This window comes from Microbacterium sp. NPDC055455 (genome assembly GCF_053619935.1).
Genome location: NZ_JBSHLB010000010.1, coordinates 37,210 through 57,640, shown reverse-complemented (window position 1 = coordinate 57,640; position 20,431 = coordinate 37,210). Strand labels below are relative to the sequence as shown.

Here is a 20,431-nt window from a genome sequence, read left to right as displayed (position 1 = left end):
CGAGCCTAGGCGGGGCGGGGGCGTCGTGGGACATGGTTGCGTGCGGCGGCCGGTCGCTTCCGTCGCCCTGCATGCTTCGCGCAGGTGCTTCTCGATGAGTCGACGGCGTGGAGCGTCCCGGGCTGTCGGGTCGGCGCCATACGGTAGAACCGATGCGCGGCGTGGGGTCCGCGCCGCGTGTGAAGGAGCACCGATGCCCGAAACGGCAGCCATTCTCGCGTGGACGTTGCAGCAGGAGATCACGACGCCCCCCGACGTTCAGGAGCTTCTGGTGGAAGGCGAGCAGGCCGTGGCGTCGTTCAAGACCTTCCGCGACTCGGCGACGTTCACGACGAAGCGACTGATCGTGCGCGATGCCCAGGGCCTCACTGGCAAGAAGGTCGAGATCCACTCGCTGCCGTACAGCGCGATTCACATGTGGTCGACCGAGAACGCGGGCGGCATGCTCGACCGGGATGCCGAACTCGAGCTGTGGACGAAGGCCGGGCATATCAAGGTGAAGCTGACCAAGGGCGCCGACATCCGCCGGATCGACAGCCTGCTCGCATGGGCCGTGCTACACAGTCACTGAGAGACCGGTATCTGCGGTGCCTCGGCGGCTGACTTAGCGCAGTGCGATTGCGGTGAGGGGGGAGCCGGTGTCGACGTAGAGCACCGCGCCCGGCTTCAGGGCTCGGCGCAGGTTCGCGAGCGCGGGCTCGTAGAGCCGCCGGTGCCGCCCGTCGAGGGCTCCGACGCGACACGCGAAGGCCAGGTCGAACGGCGCGACGCCGGCGGGCAGGGCGAAGTCCTCGACCGGCGCGTGCAGCACCGACAGCGTGCCGCCCGCGATCTCGCTGTCGCAATTCGCCTGGATCTGACGGATGCCGGTGGCCGACCGGTCCAGCACGAGCACGTGTCCGTCCGGTCCAACGCGGGCGGCGACGGCTCGCGCGGCGGCGCCGGGAGCTCCGCCGACCTCGAGGACGCGCATCCCGGGGCGGAGCGGGAGCGCGTCGACCACCGCCTGCAGGCGCGGCGAGAGTGCGTTCATCGCCTGTCGCCCGTGCGCATCAGTGGACCGGCCGTTCGGGACGCACCGTCCAGCCGAGCTTCTCGAGAGCGGCGGCCAGACGCTTGGCCTGGAAGAGTGCGGCGTCGCGTGAGGTCTTGGAGCACACGTCGATCGCGAGCGGGGGAGGGTCGGCGAACTTCGGGATCTCGACCTGCGCCCACGCGTCGACGCTGAGCCACACGCGCGGCCGCGCCGTGCCGGGGTTCTCCACCTCGCCGTCGGCGACGAACGCGATCGTGTCGAGCGCGTCGAGCTTCGTGATCGGAAGGTCGATCACCAGCGTCACGACGTGCAGCGAGCCCACGTGTCGAGTCTGCGACAAGGTCGGCGTGGAGGGAAGCCGTCGTTTCTGATCGGGGCTGGCGGTGGTGCTCGGTCACGACGGGCCGAAGCGGGCGACCAGCCGGACGACCGTCGGCAGTCCGCGCGAGGTCGCCCGGCCGCCGGTGAGGCGCTCGAGCATCGGCGTGGCGTTGCCCTGACCCTCGACGTCGTTGTGGACGAGCGTCCAGCGGGGACCGGCGTCGACGAGCGTGCAGCCGTACTGCGCGGCGAAACTCGCGACCTCGGGATCCTGCGCGTCGACGGTGCCTCCACCGTGGAGCGTGAACTCGTACCCGCGGGGTTCGGGCGTCGCCCCGTGCTCGGCGGCGATCGCCACCAGGTCGGAGAGGGGGATCCAGAGGATGTCGCGCTCGTGGCCGGATCGAGCGGCGATCGCCTCCGCCGCGCTCGCCACCGCTTCGGCGGGTTCGTCGGAGTCGAAGACGACGGTGCCGTTGCTCTGGAAGGTCTGCACGTCGTGGCATCCGGCATCCGCGAATCCCGCCACGATATCGGCGGTGGAGGGGTGCCCGCGCTGACCCTGGTTGACGTTCCGCAGGAAGGCGACGCACCGCATACGCCGAGGGTAGGGCCCGCCTCTTGTCTTGTGTCGGCGCCCGGTCGTAGGGTCGCAGGCGTGTCACTCGTGAACGACATCGTGCGCGCGTCTCTCCGCGCCGCCGACCCAAGGAGCCGATGCTCGGCGACCCGCTGAGTATTGCGGCCGGCGCTGTCGCCCCTCCTTGTTCGATCCACCGCCCGCGCGGTGCAGCTTCGCGCGGCTGACACGAGAGACGGCACCATGATGCACGACGCCCTGTGGAGCGCCCAGCGCTTCCGCGAGTTCCTGACCCTTCTGCGCGCCGGCATGTTCGCCCCGCCCATCGACGACGACGAGCGCGACGAGTTCCTGCGCCAGGCGCGCGCCCGCATCGCTCCCGACGTGCAGCGGCGTGTGCTCGCCGAGGTCGGCGCGTCGGTCGACGGCGATGGAGTGGCGCTCATCGCGTTCGAGCTGCTCGAGTCCTGCGCGTGGGACGCCCGCCGCACGTGGCTTCTCGCGACCTCGGATCCGTGGCGGCACCTCGCCGACCTCGTCGCGCGCGAGGTGACGGCGGCGTACGGCGAGTCGGTGCGCCGGGTCGGAGACGAAAACGAGCTCGCCGGGATCCTGAGCGCCAGCACCCGGGCCCAGCTCGAGGCGGGCGACGAGGAGTAGGGCGAGGGAGTAGCGGGGAGCCAGGGGCGAGGAGCTGGGAGGGAGGGGTGAGGAGCAGTAGCGGGCGGGGGTCGCACGGGGCGACGTCGGTTCGCTCGCTCCGCGCTTCGCGCTCAGCCGCCGGTGAGCGTGGAGATGAGCCCGCTGTACGTATTGCCGGCCACCGTGACGGCGATGCCGATGCCCGCGATGAGCACGCCGCCTCCCCAGAGGATGCGCACTCGGCGTGCCTGGTCGACCTCGCGTTCCAGCGCGTCGAACGCTGCTGCGTCGTGCGGTCCGGGTGCGGCGAGCTGCGGCATCCATGTTTCCCGTCGAATGACGGAGGCCGCCAGGCGCTCGCGGTCAGTCGGCTCTAGAGCGGATCGGCGACGCTTCAGCCACCGCGTCAGTTCTCCTTCACGCAGCACGATGACATCGGCGGGGCGCTCCTTGAACGTGATGTCGCGTGCACCGACGATGGCGATGATCGGCGTCGCCGTCACGGGAGCGCCGGTGGCCGTCGTCATCAGCCGGGCGACGCGCTGCGCTTCGAAACGCGCGTTGCGCAGATGATCGGTGGACTGACCGTTCACGAGGATGCGACGGCTGGCGACCCAGATCCTCGCGTCGTCGTGGAACTTCGTGTTGATGGTGAAGAGGCCGGGCGGCCCCACGACCACGTGGTCGATGTCGCTGCCGCGCTCGCCGATCGGCACCGAGTGCAGGACGGTCCACTCGTCGCCGAGCGCCTCGAGGCGCTGGGCGACGCGGCGCTCGCCGAGCGCACCCTGGTACCACGGGCGCGAGTCGTCGGAGAGGGGAGAACGGCCGAACAGCCTCGCCAGCGCCGAGCGAGGAGCGACGGATGCCTGGGCGCTGAGACATGCGGTGATCACCGACGCCGCGGGCACTCGCGCGAAGTCGGGGGCGGGCTCGGGCTCGGTCATGTTCAGCCGCTGATGGGTTGCTTCGTCGTGCAATCGATCTTCGTGTAGGGCCGACCTTGCTCATCGATCGCATTGGGTGTGTATCCACCGCCATATGCACGGCATCCCGTGTAGCCGTCGTAACCAGTGGACCCGCCGGTTGGCCCCGATCCGCCTGTCGATGTCGAGCCGCCCGAGCTGCTCGATTGCCTTGTTTCCGCGGCCGCACGCCTCTCGGCTTCGGCCTGAGCAGCTGCCTGCCGCTGGGCCTCAGCCTGCTCAGCCGCGATTCGCTCGGCTTCGGCTCGCTCCGCCGCGATGCGAGCGGCTTCCTCGGCTGCCTTTGCTGAATCGAGCGCCGTCTGCACCGAGGATTCCAGTGCACTCGCCTTCACCCGCGCCGCGCTGATCGCGCGGTGGTACGGTGCCCGGACGTCCACGTCGATCCAACTCACCGCGTCGACCGCAGCTTTCGCCATCTCGGCGGCGGCTACAAGCGCGGCTGTTGACGTCAATGTATTCGCGAGTGCCGCAGAGTCGGCAGGAAGCGCCGCAGCCGCGGCATCCGTCACCTGCTTCTCATAGCCGGCGACCGTCGAACCCAAGGCACAAGGGAGTTCCTGGCCGTAGATCCCGATTTCATTCGCCCTGGCCTCGTCGGCGGCCGACGAGACTTCACCGAAGAAGCGGTCATTGCCGCCGACGAGCATCGGTCCGGCGAGGCCCGCCCGCGCCATCTCCGAATTGATCAAGGTCTCTTCGATGAACACGCCGGCGAGGAGTCGGTCGTATTTGTCGCGCCGCTCCTCGTCATACTCGAGCGCGACCTCGGTGCCGACGGGCAGCAGCCTCATCAACGCGGCGGTCGCCTCGGCGCCCATGCACTCGCTGACGCCGGTGGACTTGCTGTCCTCCGGGGCATCGATGTTGAGTAAACGCACACGGTGGGTATCACCGCCGATGAGGACATCGAGGGTGTCTCCGTCGATGACTCGCTCAACGGCGGCGCTCTCAGCCGAATCCGCGTTGCTGACGATTGCCGCAACGGTGACGGCGCCAACCAATCCGACAACGCCGACGGCTGCGATCGCAGCAAAAGGCACAGGCATGGGTTCCCCACAACGCGTGCAGAATCCGCTGCACCGGATCAATGCTGAATGCGCGCGAACTTGCGCGCTGGGACTCCCCCAAGAGACCCCGTGTAGAGAGCGTACGGGTCAAGAGCGACGAAAGGCCAGCGCTCTCTGTCCTCGGGGCGAGGCGGCATCCGACTGCCATGCTGTACGCGTGGCGCAACCCAATGACCTCCTCGCCGTCCTCATCGATGCCGACAACGTGTCGCCCGCGCGGATCGGTGCGGTGCTCGCCGAGATCACGCAGTACGGCATCGCATCGGTCAAGCGTGTGTACGGCGACTGGACGAAAGCGAACCTGCGGGGATGGAAGGATGCCGCGAGCGAGCACGTCATCCACCCGATGCAGCAGTTCGACAACACTGTCGGCAAGAACGCGACCGACAGCGCGCTCATCATCGACGCGATGGACCTGCTGTACACGCGGCGCTTCACGGGCTTCTGCATCGTCTCGTCGGACAGCGACTTCACCCGGCTGGCATCGAGGATCCGCGAAGACGGTGTGACGGTCTACGGATTCGGTGAGCGCAAGACTCCGGAGGCGTTCCGCAATGCCTGCGACCGGTTCACCTACCTCGACGTGCTCGTCGAGCCGGACACGGGCGCCGAGCCGGATGCCGGATCCGTGCAGGCGGTCGTCACCCGCGTGCCGGGGAACAAGCTCCGCAGTGACACCAAGCTCCTGTCCACGATCCGTCAGAGCATCGGCACCGCGTCCGGAGACGACGGATGGGCGAACCTCTCGGCGGTGGGGCTGCAGATCCGCAAGCAGCTTCCCGATTTCGATCCCCGCAACTGGGGCTACGCGAAGACGTCGGACCTGCTGCGCGAGCTCGGGCTGTTCACCCTCGAGTCGAGAGAGGGCGGCGGCGCCGTCCGCGTCAAGCTGAAGTAGCCGACGGCGCGCGGCGCGCTCGACCACCGGGGTGCTGGCGGTCGGCGTCTGGCGGGTTGCTGTGATCTCCTGAGTGCCGTTGATCACCGAGATTACTTGCGGGTGCTCGGGGCGTGCGTCGTGAGCGGGGGCTGGATGGTCGCGCGCAGGTCCTCGGGCGGCGGGGACTGCCGCGTTGAGTAGGCCGTCCTGTCGTCGGCGTGGCCATCGCGGGGCTGGCTGGAGGCGCTTCCTCCCCAGGTGGGGGTCTCGTCGGCGTGTTGCGAGTTGTCCACAGAAGCGCGCGTGACCTGGGATTTACGGTGTCCTCGATGTCGGAACCCCTCGCCAGAATTGGGGGTATGAACTTCCCGCTCGCCGACCTGACCGGCCTCGCCGATGCGCTCGGCGACGTGCTCGGGTCGGCGCTGCGCGGCGAGGCGCAGCGGGCGTTGTCGCACCGTGAGTTGGTCGCGGCGCTGGGTGTTGTCGAACGGCTGGGTCGGATCACGGATGCCGCGCGCTTGGCGCTTGCCGGTGAGGTGGCGCGTCGCGCGGATTCGGAGTTCGGCGAGGATGCGATCACGACGCTGTTCGGGTGCGGGTCCGTGCAGGAGCTCGTGGAACGGACGACGCTGGTGTCGGCCGGGACGGCGCGGGCGCGGCTGCGGGATGCGAAGGCGATCACCGGACGGGTGACGTTGACGGGGCAGTCACGTCCGGCTCCGCTGGAGCATGCCCGGGCTGCGCTGGCGGCGGGGCGGCTCAGTGCGGATGCGCTGACGACGATCGTCGACGCGTTGCGGCCGTTGCAGGGCCGGTGCTCGGTCGATGAGCTTCAGGCCGCCGAGTGCGAGCTCGTCGGGGCGGCGGTCGGGGATGGTGCGGCGCCTGGGTGCGGGATCCATGAGTTGAAGGTGATGGCGACGACGTGGGCGTTGTTCCTGGATCCTGACGGCACGTTGCCGGATGAGGAGTACTCGGAGCGGATGCGGGGGATCCGGATCAGCCGGCGGTCCCGGCGGGGGTTGCGCCGGATCTCCGGTGATGTGACCGAGGACGTCGCGGCGCAGTTCGACCGGCTCGTGGACGCGCACCTGAACCCGCGTTCGCAGGACCGCGGGCCGCGGTTCGTGGATGCCGCGGTTGACGGTGCCGAGCCCGAGGGTGCGCCCGAGGACCGGGTGCTGGATCCTCGCACCGTCGACCAGAAGCGGCATGATGCGTTCGCGTCGATGCTGTCCGCTGCCGCCGGCGCCGCCGGCACTCCGACGTTGGGGGGTGCGGCGCCGACGCTGATCGTGACGACGACCGCGGAAGACCTCGACCGGGCGGATGGTGTGGCGTTCGTGGAGAGCGCGGACGGTCCGGTGCCGGTGCCGGCGTCGTTCGCCCGGCACATCGGCTGCCACGGCACCATCCACCGACTCGCCCTCGCGGCCAACGGTGCGATCAAGGCGCTGCGCGTCGAGGACCGGGTGTTCAACCACTGGCAGCGAAAGGCGATCGGCGCCCGCGACGGCGGCTGCATCATCCCCGGCTGCACCGTCCCGGCCGCCTGGTGCGAAGTGCATCACGTGATCGACTGGGCCAACGGCGGCCCGACCTCGATCGACAACGGTGTGCTGCTGTGCTGGCACCACCACCGCGGCATCGAGACCAGCGGGTGGGAGATCCGGATGATCGACGGCATGCCACAGGTTCGACCACCCGGCTGGCTCGACCCGCAACGACGATGGCGAGAACCCAACCGCCTCCTCCTCAACGAACTCAGACGCGCCAGATCCGCGTGAGCCCCCGCGCCGGTGTTCCGGCGCTTCTATGAGGCGAGTCGCATGCATGGTGGGATGGGATCGGCGGGAGCGGCCGATCTGAAAGTCCTGGAGGTGATCCGTGCCGGACTGGCTCATCGTGATATTGAGCGTGGTCGGCGGATTCGTCCTGCTGTGGATGCTGCTTCTGCTTCTGCTGTCGATTCAGCAGCGTCGCGCGGGAGCCGATGCGGACTGGAGGGGGATGCTGCGGCTCGTGCCGGACGTGATCCGGCTGGTCAAGCGCCTCGCAGGCGATCCGACCGTTCCGCGGGGAACGAGGTGGTGGCTGCTGGGGCTGCTGGGCTACCTGCTGCTCCCGATCGATCTCGTCCCCGACTTCATCCCCGTGCTCGGATACGCCGACGACGCCATCGTGGTCGCGGTCGTCTTGCGGTTCGCGATCCGGCATGCCGGACGCGAAGCGATCGAGCGGCACTGGCCGGGCACGCCGGCGGGCCTGCAGAGCGTGCTCACGCTCGCGGGACAAGGGAAGGCGAAAGGCGTCGCCTGACAGGTGGTGTTCCGCACCGACCGCGAGAGCGCGGTGGGTGGGCCCGGACCTCCGTTCCTCACCGCTCCTTCCCGCACACTCGTTTCCCGCTTACCCGATTGCTGTTTGTCCGACGCCGGCTTGCCGGATCCGCTAACTCGCGTTAGCATCGATCCCACGCACCACTCACGCGCGTTAGTACGCCATCGCGCGGCATCCAACGAAGGAACGACATGTCAGAGACGACCCGGCGCGCGGTGACCATGGCGGACGTCGCCCGTCACGCCGGCGTCTCGCGCTCGGCCGTCTCGTTCGTGCTCAACGACCGGCGCTCGGTCAGCATCGCCGAGGACACGCGCGACCGCGTGCTCGCTGCCGCGGCCGAGCTCGGCTACCGCCCCAACGCCGGCGCCCGCGCCCTCGCGAAGAAGCAGAGCGACTGGTACGGCCTCGTCACCGAGATCGTGACCGCACCCTTCGCCGTGGAGATCATCAAGGGCGCCCAGGATCGCGCGCTCGTCGACGACAAGTATCTGCTCATCGCGTCGACCGAGGCCGACCCGGCCGTCGAGACGGCGGCCATCGAGCGGCTGCTCGAGCAGCGCGTCGAAGGTCTCATCTACGCCGCGACGTGGCACCGCGCGGTCGTGCTGCCCGAGATCGCCCGCGAGGTGCCGACGGTTCTCGTCAACTGCTTCGACGCCGAGGGCCGGTACCCCGCCGTGGTCCCCGACGAGCGCACCGGCGGACGCCGCGCGACCGAGCGCCTGCTCGCCGCGGGGCACCGCCGTATCGGGTTCATCAACCTGGATCCCGACATCCCCGCGGCCGTGGGCCGGCTCACCGGCTACCACGAGGTGCTGCAGGAGGCGGGCATCACCCCCGACGACGAGCTCGAGATCTCAGGACACGCCACCGCCCACGGCGGCTATGACGCGGCATCCGCTCTTCTCGACCTCGCCGACCCTCCCACCGCCCTCTTCTGCGCGAACGACCGCATGGCGATGGGCGCGTACGACGCGATCAAGGAACGCGGTCTGCGCATCCCCCACGACGTCGCCGTCATCGGATTCGACAACCAGGAGCTCATCGCGGGCTACCTGCGGCCGAGTCTGACGACGGTTGCACTGCCCTTCGAGAAGATGGGCGCCCTGGGCGTGGAACTCCTCGCCGAGATCATCGCGGGTCAGCCGACCGCCACGGGAACCGTGACGGTCGACTGCCCACTCTTGGAACGCTCGTCGGTGTGACTGGACATCCGACCGCCGAGCGTCAGCCCCCTTCGGCTTCAACGAAGAAGAAAGGAACACCCTCATCATGACACTTCACCGCAAGGTGGCGGTCGTCGCGGCCGCCATGGCGGCGACGGCGGCGCTCGCGCTGTCCGGTTGCAGCGCCGGCGGAGGCGAATCCGCCGACGCGCTCGACGGGTCGCAGCTGTTGACCATCCCCCGTGAGGACATGGGGACGTTCGACCGCAACTTCAACCCGTTCGCGAACCCCGACTTCCCGATGACGCATCAGGCCATCTACGAGTCGATGCTCATCTACAACCCCGCCGACGGCTCGACCACCCCGTGGCTCGCGACCGAGTGGGAGGTGGCGCCCGACAGCACGGGCATCACGTACCACCTCCGCGACGGCGTCACCTGGTCGGACGGCGAACCGCTCGTGGCCGAAGACGTCGTGGTGTCGTTCGACCTGCAGCGCGAGGTGCGCGGCGGCTTCGACTACATCGAGTCGGTCACCGCGGTCGACCCGCTCACGGTGCAGTTCGACTTCAACCAGCCGTTCTCGCCCGCGCTGCTCGACATCGGCCAGCAGATCATTGCCCCCGCCCACATCTGGAACGAGGTGGACGACCCGACGAAGTTCGCGAACGAGGAGCCGGTCGGAACGGGGCCGTACACCGAGGTCACCAACTTCCAGGCGCAGTCGTTCGACCTGGGCAAGAACCCCGAGTACTGGCAGCCCGAGAAGCAGCAGATCGAGGGCATCCGCGTGCTCGCGTTCTCGGGCAACGACGGCGCGAACCTCGCCGCCGCCAACGGCGACGTCGACTGGGCGCCGCAGTTCATCCCCAACATCGACGAGGCCTACGTCGCGAAGGACCCCGAGCACCGGTTCTACTGGTTCCCGCCGACCGGATCGATGATCAACTGGCAGTTCAACACCACGAAGGCGCCGTTCGACGACCCCGACGTGCGCAAGGCGCTCTCGATGGCCGTCGACCGCGAGCAGGTCACCTCGATCGGCATGCAGGGCTACACCGCTCCGGCCGACTGCACCGGCCTGAGCGGCGGGTACGACACGTGGCGCGACGAGTCCGTCGTCGAGTCGTGCACGTGGACCGAGCGCGACCTCGAAGGAGCGGGAGAGCTGTTGGATGCCGCGGGCATCACGCTCGGCCCCGACGGCACGCGCGTCCTCCCCGACGGGTCGCCGTTCGCCTTCGACTTCTCGGTCGGCTCGACCTCGAGCGACTGGGTGTCGGTCGGCAACGTCATCTCGCAGAACCTCGCCGAGCTCGGCGTCACCGTCACGGTCGCCGCGAAGGACTGGGGCGACGTCGTCGCCGGGTACGAGAACGGCACGTTCGACTCCGGCATCGTGTGGAGCGCCGGCGCCCCCACGCCGTACCAGTTCTACCGCGGCGTGATGTCGACCGAGACCGTGAAGCCGGTGGGCGAGCAGACGTTCGACAACTACCACCGCTTCGGCAGCGCCGACGCCGACGCGCTCCTCGCACAGTTCGCCGCGGCATCCGACGAGAGCACCCAGCACGAGGTCATGGACCAGCTGCAGGCGCTGTTCGCCGAGCTCGCACCGGTGGCACCGCTCTTCCCCGGACCGGAGTGGGGCGCTGCCAGCACGGAGCGGTTCACCGGCTGGCCGACCGAGGACGACCCCTACGCGACGCTCTCGACGCGCGCGCGCACGACGGTCCTCGTCCTCACCACGCTCGAGCCGGTCGTCACCGACTGACCGATCGCGTCGTCCTGCTGCGCCGCCCGCGCGGCGCAGCAGGACGACCCAGGAGACGCATCATGGGCTACATACTGCGACGGCTGGGGTTCTACCTCGTCGCGTTCTGGGTGTCGATCACCCTCAACTTCTTCCTTCCGCGCTTCATGCCCGGCGACCCGGTCTCGCGCATGGTCGCGCGGCTGCAGGGGCAGATCCGCCCCGACCAGATCGAGGCGCTGCGCGAGTCGTTCGGCCTGAGCGACGCCCCGCTGTGGGAGCAGTACCTGCGCTACCTGGGGCAGATCTTCACCGGCAACATGGGATTCTCGATCTCGCGGTTCCCGACGCCGGTGACCGACGTGATCGCGAGCGTGCTCGGCTGGACGCTGCTGCTCGGCTTCGTGTCGCTGATCATCGCCGTGGTCATCGGCAACGTGCTCGGCATCCTCGCCGCCTGGCGTCGCGGCGGCATCCTGGACTCCGTCGTGCCGCCCGTGCTGATCTTCATCGGCTCGTTCCCCTACTTCTGGCTGGCGATGGGGCTGCTGTACCTCTTCGGGGTCACGCTCCAGGCCTTCCCGCTGCGGCACGCGTACGAGGTCGGCACCGTGCCCGAGTTCTCGCTCGCCTTCCTCGGCGACGTCGCCTATCACCTGATCCTGCCTGCCACCTCGATCGTGCTCGTCTCGGTCGGCGGCTGGATGCTCGGGATGCGCAACACCATGATCGCCACCAACGCCGAGGACTACATCGTCATGGCCGAGGCGAAGGGCCTTCGTGCGAACCGCGTCATGATGCAGTACGCGGCCCGCAACGCCCTGCTGCCGTCGGTCACCGCGTTCGGCATGTCGCTCGGCTTCGTCGTCGGCGGCGCGCTGCTCACCGAGGTCGTCTTCGCCTACCCGGGCGTGGGCTACACGCTGCTCGCCGCGGTGCAGAACCTCGACTACCCCCTCATGCAGGGGCTCTTCCTCACGATCACCACGGCCGTGCTGATCGCCAACTTCCTCGTCGACATCGTGTACGTGCGCCTCGACCCGCGCGTGCGCGTGAGCTGAACGGAGGGTGTGACATGTCACTCGCGCAAGATCCCCGCGTCATGGCCGAGCTCGACCTCGGCTCGCCTCCCGGTCCCGACGGCCAGGTCGTCACGGCGCCGCCACCCCGCCGCCGACGCGGCGGGGGAGGGCTCGTCCGCGGACTCCTCGGCAACGGAAAGGCCCTCGCCGGCGTCATCATCCTGGTGGTGTTCGCACTCATGGCCGTCTTCGCCCCCGTCATCGCGCCGGGCGACCCGACCCTCATCCAGGGCATCGGCTCCCAGCCGCCGTCCGCCGAGCACTGGCTCGGCACCACCGCGAAGGGACAGGACGTCTTCGCACTCAACGTGTGGGGCTCGCGATCGTCGCTGTTCGTCGGGTTCACCGTCGGCATCGCCGCCACCTTCGTCGGACTGCTGGTCGGGCTCGCCTCGGCCTACCTCGGTCGCACGGTCGACAACATCCTGGCGCTGGTGACGAACGTGTTCCTGCTGCTTCCGGGTCTGCCGCTGCTCGTCATCCTCGCCGCGTTCCTGCCGCAGGGCCTCGGCACCGTCATCCTGGTGCTGGTCATCACCGGCTGGGCGGGCTCGGCCCGCGTGCTGCGCTCGCAGGCCATGTCGATCCGCGGCAAGGACTTCGTCGCCGCGGCGCAGGTGACCGGCGAGGGCGGGCTGCGCATCATGTTCCGCGAGATGCTGCCGAACATGGCGTCGATCGTCATGAGCACGTTCCTCGCGTGCGTCATCTTCGGCATCGGCGCGCAGGCGGGCCTGGAGTTCCTGGGGCTCGGCGACATCAGCACCATCAGCTGGGGCACGAACCTGTACTGGGCGAGCAACGACGGCGCTCTGCTGACCGGGGCATGGTGGGTGTTCGTCCCTCCGGGTGTCTGCATCGCCCTCGTCGCCTTCGCGCTCGCGCTGGTCAACTACGGCGTCGACGAGACCACCAACCCGCGCCTGCGCCGGCCCCGCCGTCGCACCACTCCCGACGCGCCCACGCGCGTCGTCGCCGGCCCGCGGAAGGAGGCGGCACGATGACCGCTCCGCTGCTCGAGGTCGACGACCTCTCCGTCGAGTACGTCACCGAGGCGCGCACCGTTCGCGCCGTCGACCGGGTGTCGTTCTCGATCGCCGAGCGCGAGGTGTTCGGCCTCGCCGGCGAGTCCGGCTGCGGCAAGTCCACGATCGCCAACGCGATCCTGCGGCTGCTGCGCGACCCCGCGCTCATCTCGGGAGGCTCGATCCGCTTCGCCGGCACCGACGTGCTCGCCCTCACCGCCGACGAGCTGCGCGACTTCCGCTGGCGCCAGGTGGCGATGGTGTTCCAGAGCGCCATGAACTCGCTCAACCCGGTGATGACCGTGGGCGACCAGATCGCCGACATCTTCACCACCCACGAAGGCATCTCGAAGAAGGCCGCGCTCGCGCGGGCTGGCGAGCTGCTCGACCTCGTCGGGATCCCGCGTGAACGGCTGCGCGCCTACCCGCACCAGCTCTCGGGCGGGATGCGGCAGCGCGTCGTCATCGCGATGGCGACCGCGCTGCGCCCGCCGCTGCTCATCATGGACGAGCCGACCACGGCGCTCGACGTCGTCGTGCAGCAGGAGATCATGGCGCAGATCAAGGAGCTGCAGCGCGAGCTCGGGTTCGCGATCCTCTTCATCACCCACGACATGTCGCTGATGGTCGAGCTCTCGGACCGCATGGCGGTGATGTACGCGGGGCGCTTCGTCGAGACGGCCCGAGCCGGCGAGATCTTCGCCGCGCCGCGGCATCCGTACACCCGCGCTCTGATGAACGCGTTCCCGCCCATGTCGGGCCCCCGGGCGCGCCTGCAGGGGCTCGGCGAAGGCGTGCGGTTCCGCGACATCCCCGATCTGGAGCAGGTCGGCCCCACGCATTTCGTCGCGCCCAGCGACGACGCGTCCCTCATCACGGAGGCGATCTCATGAACCGACACGACACCCCAGTGCTCTCCACGCGGGGACTCGAGAAGACGTTCACCATCGGCGGCACGCTATCCCGCAAGCGGGTGCGCGCCCTCGGCGGCGTCGACCTCGACATCGCCCACGGCGAGATCGTCGCGCTGGTAGGGGAGTCCGGCAGCGGCAAGTCGACGCTCGCCAGATGCCTCGCGCGTCTGGAGCAGCCGTCGGCGGGCACCTTCCTCTTCGAGGGCGAAGACATGCTCGCCGCCTCGAAGCGGCGCGCCAGCCGCGAGTACCGGTCGGCCGTGCAGATGATCTTCCAGGATCCGTTCGGGTCGCTGAACCCGGTGCACCGCGTCGGGCACTTCCTCGAGCGTCCGCTGCGCATCCACGGCGCGGCATCCGGACGCGACGCGATGGAGCACGCCAAGCAGCGGCTGATGCAGAAGGTGGGCCTTCCCGCCGAGATGCTCGACCGCTACCCGCACGAGCTCTCCGGCGGTCAGCGGCAGCGCATCGCGATCGCCCGCGCGCTCGCTGTGAACCCGCGGCTGATCCTCGCCGACGAGCCCACGTCGATGCTGGACGTGTCGGTGCGGATCGGGGTGCTCAACCTCATGCGCACCCTCTGCGAGGAGCAGGGGATCTCGATGCTGTACATCACGCACGACCTCGCCTCCGCGCGCTACCTCGCCGACCGCATCATCGTCATGTTCGCGGGCGAGTTCGTCGAAGGCGGCGACGCGATGGAGCTGCTGGCGAACCCCGCACACCCCTACACGCGCCTGCTCATCTCGGCGGTGCCCGACCCGCAGCGCACGGAGCCGTTCGATCCCGTCGAGCGGGCCCGCCTGCGCCGTGAGGTGCTCCGCCCGACCGAGTGCCGCTGGACGGGTGTCGCCGACGAGGAGTGCTCGAACGAGAAGCCGGTGTTCCACCGGCTGAGCGAGACGCCCCAGCACTGGGTGCGCTGCGGCCTCTACGCCCCGCCCGCCGATGCGCCCGGAACCGCGCTGGAACAGCCCGCCGACGACCAGGAGAACGACGCCGCATGACCACGCCACCGATGACCAGTCCCGTCTCCGCGGCGCCCGATCTCGTCGCGCGCGCCGCCGCCGACCCGCACCGGCCGGCGTTCCACTTCGTCGCCCCCGCCGGGTGGCTCAACGACCCCAACGGCCTCACCCAGCGCGACGGCTGGTACCACCTCTTCTACCAGTACAACCCGTACGCGCCCGTGCACGACCGCATCCACTGGGGGCACGCCCGCAGCACCGACCTCGTGCACTGGGAGCACCTGCCGATCGCCCTCGAACCGAGCGCGGGCCCGGACGCCGACGGCTGCTGGTCGGGGGTGTTCGTCGACGACGGTGGCGTGCCCACGCTGGTGTACTCGGGCCGCCACGGCGGCGTCGAGCTGCCCTGCCTCGCCACCGGGTCGGACGACCTCGTCGAGTGGACGAAGGAGCCCGGCAATCCCGTCATCGCGGCACCGCCGGCGGACCTGGACATCGTGGCCTACCGGGACCACTGCGTGTGGCGCGAGGAGGCGACCGATGCGCGTCCGGCGCGATGGCGGCACATCATCGGGGCCGGCATCCGCGGCGAGGGCGGCACGGCGCTGCTGTACGAGTCCGACGACCTGCGCTCGTGGCGCTATGTCGGCCCGCTCCTCGTCGGCGACACGGCGGACCGGGCGCGGACGGCTCCGGACTGGACGGGAACCATGTGGGAGTGCGTCGACCTCTTCGCGGTCGACGGCACGGACGTGCTCGTCTTCTCCGCCTGGGACGACGGCGTGACGCACCACCCGCTGTACTGGTCGGGCTCCTACCGCGGCGACGGGTTCGAGCCCCGCTCGCTGCACCGCCTCGACCTCGGCGGGCGCTTCTTCTACGCGCCGCAGTCCATGCGCGACGAGACCGGCAGGCGGCTCATGTTCGGCTGGATGCAGGAAGGGCGGACGGATGCCGCGGCCGTCGCCGCCGGCTGGTCCGGCGTCATGTCGCTGCCGCGTGTCGTGACCGCGCGCTCCGACGGCTCGCTGCACCAGGAGCCGGCGCCCGAGGTCGACGCGCTGCGCGCGGAGCTCCTCTACGACGGCCCGGCCGCCGGGGTCGCCGGGTCGGGACTCGGCGGCGACCAGCTCGACCTCGAACTCGAGGCCGTGCTTCCGGCGGGCGCGTCGGTCGAGCTCGCCGTCCGCGCGACGGCGGACGGCGCGGAGCGCACCGTCTATCGCCTGCGCCGCGTCGGCGACGAGGTCGAGTTCTCGCTCGATCGGAGCCGGTCGAGCCTCGACTCCACCGTCGACACGAAGCCGCTCGCGGGTGTCGTCGGCCTCGAGGGCGACACCGTGCGCCTGCGCGTGGTGATCGACCACTCCGCGCTGGAGGCGTTCGCGAACGGCATCGCGCTCGCCGCGCGCGCGTATCCGACACGGCCCGACGCGCTTCAGGTCTCGGTCGATGTCGACGGCGGCGCCGGAGCCACGCTGCGGGCGTGGCGCATGGCATCCGCCGGCTGAGATTCCCGCGCAACCACCATCTACGGCAGCGCCGACGCTGCCACGACGAAAGGTCATTCATGGAGGAATCGACGACAGTCTCACGCCGCGCGCTCTTCGCCGGGGCCGGCGTCACCGCTCTGGCGGGCACCCTGGCGCTGGCTGGAGGAGGCGGAGCCGCCGCAGCCGCGGCGGAAGCGGCATCCGTTCCCGGCACGACCACCTCGAAAGGACGCATGAGGATGCGCCCCGCGTACCACGTCAGCGTTCCCGACAACTGGAAGAACGACCCGCAGCGGCCGATCTTCATCGACGGCGAGTACCACTACTACTACCTGTACAACGCCGACTACCTCGAAGGCGGCGCGGGCACGGCGTGGCGGCGGGCCACGACGCGCGACCACGTGGCGTTCCGCGACCAGGGCATCGCCATTCCGAAGTTCAGCAACGGCAACGGCGACTGCTGGTCGGGATGCCTCGTCATCGACGAGCAGAACACCGCCGGCTACGGGGTGGGCGCGGTCATCGCCCTCGTGACGCAGGCACCCGGCGGCCGGCAGGCGCAGTACCTCTGGTACTCGACCGACGGCGGCAAGACGTTCCGCCCCGGCGGCGACGACCCCGTGCTGCCCAACCCCGGTGTGCACGACTTCCGCGACCCGAAGGTCATCTGGGACGCCGACCGCGGGCGCTGGTTCATGGCGAACGCCGAAGGGCAGCGGATCGGGTTCTACGTCTCGGCGAACCTCCGCTCGTGGCAGCGCGTCGGCGAGTTCGTCCGCACCGACCTCGGGCTGCTGGAGTGCCCCGACATCTTCCGCATGACGGCGGACGACGGCACGGCGCACTGGATCCTCGGCATCAGCGCCAACGGCAAGGGGCGGGGTCTGCCGGCGACGTACGCGTACTGGACCGGCGCGTTCGACGGCGCCTCGTTCGCCCCCGATCACGGCGAGCCGCGCTGGCTGGACTACGGGTTCGACTTCTACGGCGCCGTGACCTACCCGAACCACGACGCGTCGGGTGCGGAGGACCCGACGCTGCGCCGCGCGATCGGATGGGCGAACTTCTGGGACTACCCGCACAACACGCCGACCCTCGCGACCGACGGCTACAACGGTGACGACATGATCGTGCGCGACCTGAGGCTCGCCGCGGGGGACGGCGGCTACTACCTCGCCTCCACCCCGACCGCCGCCCTCGCTCAGTATGCGAAGAAGACCCACACCCTCGGCGACGTCACCGTCGCGGGGACGCATGATCTCGACGTCCGGTCGCTCGCCTATGACCTGACGTGCGAGCTCGTGTGGGACCCGGCGGCGAGGCCCGCCAACATCGGCTTCGAGGTGTGCCGCGCCTCCGGCGGTGGCCGTCACGTCGCCGTCGGCGCCTTCCTCAACGGGCCGTTCGCGTACGTGAACCGCCGCCCGACGATCAATCCGACCGGCGGCGAATCGCAGACGCCGATCGATCCCTCGACGGGGCGTCTCACGGTCCGCATCCTCGTCGATCGCACCAGCGTCGAGTTCTTCGTGGGCGACGGCCGTGTGGTGCATTCGCACCGGGTCTTCCCGCTCGACGGCGACGACGGCATCCGCCTCTACGCGCACGAGGGATCGGCGACGTTCCGCGGCCTCACCATTCGCGAGCTGGCGGTCTGAGGGAGGTTCAGCTACCGGACGGCTCGCGGGGCGACCCGGCAGTGATCAGATGTCAGCGGCGGCGAATCCGTGTTGATCGGCGATTCTTGCGCCCGAAGCGATCGGGTGCCGCTGATTCATCAGATCATTCCGTCTAGGCTGAACGGGACACCTGGCGAACGATCGACGAGGAGAACCGCGTGGCCGTGAGAACCGGATTCTGGAGTTCATCCATCGGGCACGACTGGGAGCACGGGCTCATCGCGGGCACCGGCTCGATCGGGGCGGTGCTGTCGGGGACGCCGGAGCGCCATGCGATCCACGTGTGCCACGAGGAGTTCTTCCTCCCCGTGAACTCCGCGAAGGCCGCTCCGCGCATCGCGCCCGTCATCGAGGAGGTGCGAGCGGCGGCCCTCGCCGGCGACTCCCGCGCGGTCGCCGAGCTCACCGACCGCGCCGCTCACGAGGACGGGTACGACGGCTCGATGATCTGGACGGACCCGTTCGTGCCGGTCGGCGAGCTGTCCTGGACGCCCGACGCTGCTGCGGGCCACAACGACTACCGCAGGAGCGGCGACTTCACGACGGGCCGCGTGGGCGTCGAGTGGACCGACGAGGCGGGCGGGCGCAGCGGCATCGCCCTCGTTCCCGACCGCGCGTCGGGAGGCATGGCGATCGAGGTGTGGTCGCAGCACGAGGCCAGCGGCGTGCTGGCCCTCGGGTTCGGTGAGGATGCGCAGGGGGAAGGCTCCTTCCCGTCGACCGACTACGGCGTGTATCTCGATCAGACGGTGCCGGTGTCGAGCGGGTCGCAGCTGGTGCTCGACGTGCGGGTGGACGAGGGACGGCTGCTGCCGTTCGTGCGGCAGAACCCGCCGAGCCCGTGGCCGCCCCGGCACGCCCGGCTGACCGTCGCGCTGCCGGAGGACGTTGCGGCGGAACCGGTCGAAGGCGGCGTGCGCGTCCGCCTTCCCGGCGGCCGCCCGGTCACCCTGCCGGTCCGGATCGAGCTCTTCGGCGGACGCGCGGGAGCGGATGCCGTGCCCGCCGAGTCGCACGCCGCACTCTTCGACGCGTGCGCCCTCGACCTCCGCAGCGGCATCGACGACACCGTCTCGTACGACGACGTGCTGCGCGGTGCGAGGTCGGGCGACGCGCAGAGCGTGCTCGCGGCGGTCGAGCTGGCGTTCGCCTCCGGCCGCCACACCATCATCTCCTCGACCGGCGTGCTGCCGCCGACGCTCGTGGGCATCTGGCAGGGAACCCGACGGCCGGCATGGTCGGGCGATTGGACGCAGAACGGCAACGTGCAGCACGGGGGCGTGGCATCCCTCGTCTTCTCCGGCACTCCCCAGCTGTTCACCTCGTACCTCCGAGCGCTGTTCCGGCACGTCGACGACTACGCGGCCAACGCCGACCGCGTCTTCGGTGCTCCGGGATGGCTGCTTCCGGCCCGCTTCGACTCGCACGGCAACAGCAGCCATTTCGCCGACACGTATCCGCACCTCTACTGGATGGCCGGCGGCGCCTGGGTGCTGCGACTGGCCTGGGATCAGTTCAGCACGACCGGCGACATCGAGCTGCTGCGCGAGTACGCGTGGCCGCTGGCCCGGAACGTCATGGCGTTCGCCCTCGCCGTCGCCGTGCCGGACGACGACGGCCGGCTGCGCCTGGCCCCGTCGTACTCGCCCGAGAACACCCCGGGCAACCGGTCGCTTCCGATCGCCGCCGACGCGACCATGGACGTGGCGGCCTTCCGTGACGCCGCGCGAGTGGGGGCCAGGATCGCCGACGTGCTCGGAGAAGACGTCGACGGTGACGCCTGGCGCTCGTTCGCGGACCGCCTCGCTCCCTACCGGGTCGCCGCCGACGGGACCTTCGCCGAGTGGCTCGACCCGAGCGTCGACGAGGAGATCGGGCACCGGCACGTCTCGCAGCTCTACCCGTTCTGGTACGAGGACGACCAGGCCGCCGACACCCCCGAGCTGCGCGCCGCGGCGCTCGAGACCATCAGGAGGAAGCTCGCGTGGCGCGACGAGAAGCCCTGGGCGGCTCCCTCCGGCCGCATGGAGATGGCCTTCGGCCTGGTCGGTCTCGGGCTCGCTGCCGCGCGACTCGGCGACGCCGACGCCGCCCGCCGGTGCGTCGAATCGCTCGCGCGCGACTTCTGGAGGTCGAACGCGGTGTCGACGCATGACGGCGACGCGATCTTCAACGTCGATGCGAGCGGGGGGCTCCCGGCCGTCGTGATCGAGATGCTGGTGCAGTCGCAGCCCGGGCACGTGGCCCTGCTGCCCGCGCTCCCGGCGTCCTGGCCGAGCGGGTCGATCCGGGGCGTGCGAGCGCGTGGCGGTGTCGTCGTGGAGGAGCTGACCTGGGGGCCCGACGGCGCGACGGCCATCCTCTCGCTCGCCGAAGGATCGGAGGCGACGCGGGACGGCGACGTGATCACCGTCTCGGGCCCTGGCCGGTTCACGGCCGACCTCGACCTGTCACGGGGCCCGGCGCGCGTCCGCATCCCCGGCTGAG

19 protein-coding genes are annotated in these 20,431 nt (G+C 70.1%); 14 read left to right on the top strand and 5 right to left on the bottom strand.

The genetic code is table 11. The annotated features are described in order from the left end of the window. The first annotated feature begins 193 nt into the window (after nt 1-193). Nucleotides 194-571, top strand: coding sequence for a PH domain-containing protein (locus tag ACWGUG_RS18055; RefSeq protein ID WP_452325439.1), 378 nt, complete (start codon nt 194-196; stop codon nt 569-571). 33 nt (nt 572-604) lie between these two features. Here ACWGUG_RS18055 and ACWGUG_RS18050 read toward each other — a convergent pair whose 3' ends face one another. The 3 genes from ACWGUG_RS18050 to ACWGUG_RS18040 form a co-directional block, all read right to left on the bottom strand. Next, nucleotides 605-1,033, bottom strand: coding sequence for a methyltransferase domain-containing protein (locus tag ACWGUG_RS18050; RefSeq protein ID WP_452325438.1), 429 nt, complete (start codon nt 1,031-1,033; stop codon nt 605-607). Between the two features lie 19 nt (nt 1,034-1,052). Beyond that, the gene (locus ACWGUG_RS18045) at nt 1,053-1,358 is read right to left on the bottom strand and encodes a hypothetical protein (protein WP_378884281.1); all 306 of its coding nucleotides are present in this window, start codon (nt 1,356-1,358) and stop codon (nt 1,053-1,055) included. A 72-nt stretch (nt 1,359-1,430) separates the two neighbouring features. Then, entirely contained in the window at nt 1,431-1,955 is a 525-nt protein-coding gene (locus ACWGUG_RS18040) for a DUF1697 domain-containing protein (protein ID WP_378884284.1), read from the bottom strand. A gap of 225 nt (nt 1,956-2,180) precedes the next feature. Between ACWGUG_RS18040 and ACWGUG_RS18035 the strand changes: the two genes are divergently transcribed. Further along, a complete protein-coding gene (locus ACWGUG_RS18035) occupies nt 2,181-2,597 on the top strand; it encodes a hypothetical protein (RefSeq protein WP_452325437.1) in 417 nt (138 codons plus the stop codon). Nucleotides 2,598-2,710: 113 nt separating this feature from the next. On the opposite strand, the gene ACWGUG_RS18030 is transcribed toward ACWGUG_RS18035, so the two are convergent. Both ACWGUG_RS18030 and ACWGUG_RS18025 read right to left on the bottom strand, forming a co-directional pair. Further along, nucleotides 2,711-3,526: a nuclease-related domain-containing protein gene (locus ACWGUG_RS18030; protein ID WP_452325436.1), complete on the bottom strand. Its 816-nt coding sequence runs from the start codon at nt 3,524-3,526 to the stop codon at nt 2,711-2,713. A gap of 2 nt (nt 3,527-3,528) precedes the next feature. After that, on the bottom strand, nt 3,529-4,614 hold the full coding sequence (locus ACWGUG_RS18025) for a thermonuclease family protein (protein WP_452325435.1): 1,086 nt from the start codon (nt 4,612-4,614) through the stop codon (nt 3,529-3,531). A gap of 178 nt (nt 4,615-4,792) precedes the next feature. Between ACWGUG_RS18025 and ACWGUG_RS18020 the strand changes: the two genes are divergently transcribed. The 12 genes from ACWGUG_RS18020 (at nt 4,793) to ACWGUG_RS17965 (ending at nt 20,430) form a co-directional block, all read left to right on the top strand. Further along, complete coding sequence (locus tag ACWGUG_RS18020) at nt 4,793-5,533, top strand: NYN domain-containing protein (RefSeq protein ID WP_336398235.1); 741 nt, start codon at nt 4,793-4,795, stop codon at nt 5,531-5,533. A 341-nt stretch (nt 5,534-5,874) separates the two neighbouring features. Then, entirely contained in the window at nt 5,875-7,305 is a 1,431-nt protein-coding gene (locus ACWGUG_RS18015; RefSeq protein WP_452325434.1) for a DUF222 domain-containing protein, read from the top strand. A gap of 100 nt (nt 7,306-7,405) precedes the next feature. Beyond that, entirely contained in the window at nt 7,406-7,837 is a 432-nt protein-coding gene (locus ACWGUG_RS18010; RefSeq protein WP_452325433.1) for a YkvA family protein, read from the top strand. A gap of 212 nt (nt 7,838-8,049) precedes the next feature. Then, on the top strand, nt 8,050-9,066 hold the full coding sequence (locus ACWGUG_RS18005) for a LacI family DNA-binding transcriptional regulator (RefSeq protein ID WP_452325432.1): 1,017 nt from the start codon (nt 8,050-8,052) through the stop codon (nt 9,064-9,066). Nucleotides 9,067-9,133: 67 nt separating this feature from the next. Continuing rightward, nucleotides 9,134-10,801 carry an ABC transporter substrate-binding protein gene (locus tag ACWGUG_RS18000; RefSeq protein WP_452325431.1) on the top strand — a complete coding sequence of 556 codons (1,668 nt, stop codon included), beginning with the start codon at nt 9,134-9,136 and terminating at the stop codon, nt 10,799-10,801. 62 nt (nt 10,802-10,863) lie between these two features. Next, nucleotides 10,864-11,841 carry an ABC transporter permease gene (locus tag ACWGUG_RS17995; protein WP_336398241.1) on the top strand — a complete coding sequence of 326 codons (978 nt, stop codon included), beginning with the start codon at nt 10,864-10,866 and terminating at the stop codon, nt 11,839-11,841. Nucleotides 11,842-11,882: 41 nt separating this feature from the next. Then, nucleotides 11,883-12,866: an ABC transporter permease gene (locus ACWGUG_RS17990; protein ID WP_452325475.1), complete on the top strand. Its 984-nt coding sequence runs from the start codon at nt 11,883-11,885 to the stop codon at nt 12,864-12,866. Then, nucleotides 12,863-13,780, top strand: a complete 918-nt coding sequence (locus tag ACWGUG_RS17985; RefSeq protein ID WP_452325430.1) for an ABC transporter ATP-binding protein — start codon at nt 12,863-12,865, stop codon at nt 13,778-13,780. The genes ACWGUG_RS17990 and ACWGUG_RS17985 overlap by 4 nt, the downstream gene beginning before the upstream one ends. Beyond that, nucleotides 13,777-14,811, top strand: a complete 1,035-nt coding sequence (locus tag ACWGUG_RS17980; RefSeq protein WP_336398244.1) for an ABC transporter ATP-binding protein — start codon at nt 13,777-13,779, stop codon at nt 14,809-14,811. The genes ACWGUG_RS17985 and ACWGUG_RS17980 overlap by 4 nt, the downstream gene beginning before the upstream one ends. Next, nucleotides 14,808-16,283, top strand: a complete 1,476-nt coding sequence (locus tag ACWGUG_RS17975) for a glycoside hydrolase family 32 protein (RefSeq protein ID WP_452325429.1) — start codon at nt 14,808-14,810, stop codon at nt 16,281-16,283. The genes ACWGUG_RS17980 and ACWGUG_RS17975 overlap by 4 nt, the downstream gene beginning before the upstream one ends. A gap of 59 nt (nt 16,284-16,342) precedes the next feature. After that, nucleotides 16,343-17,923, top strand: coding sequence for a glycoside hydrolase family 32 protein (locus ACWGUG_RS17970; protein ID WP_452325428.1), 1,581 nt, complete (start codon nt 16,343-16,345; stop codon nt 17,921-17,923). A 179-nt stretch (nt 17,924-18,102) separates the two neighbouring features. After that, complete coding sequence (locus ACWGUG_RS17965; RefSeq protein WP_452325427.1) at nt 18,103-20,430, top strand: glycosyl hydrolase family 95 catalytic domain-containing protein; 2,328 nt, start codon at nt 18,103-18,105, stop codon at nt 20,428-20,430. Nucleotide 20,431: the final 1 nt, after the last annotated feature.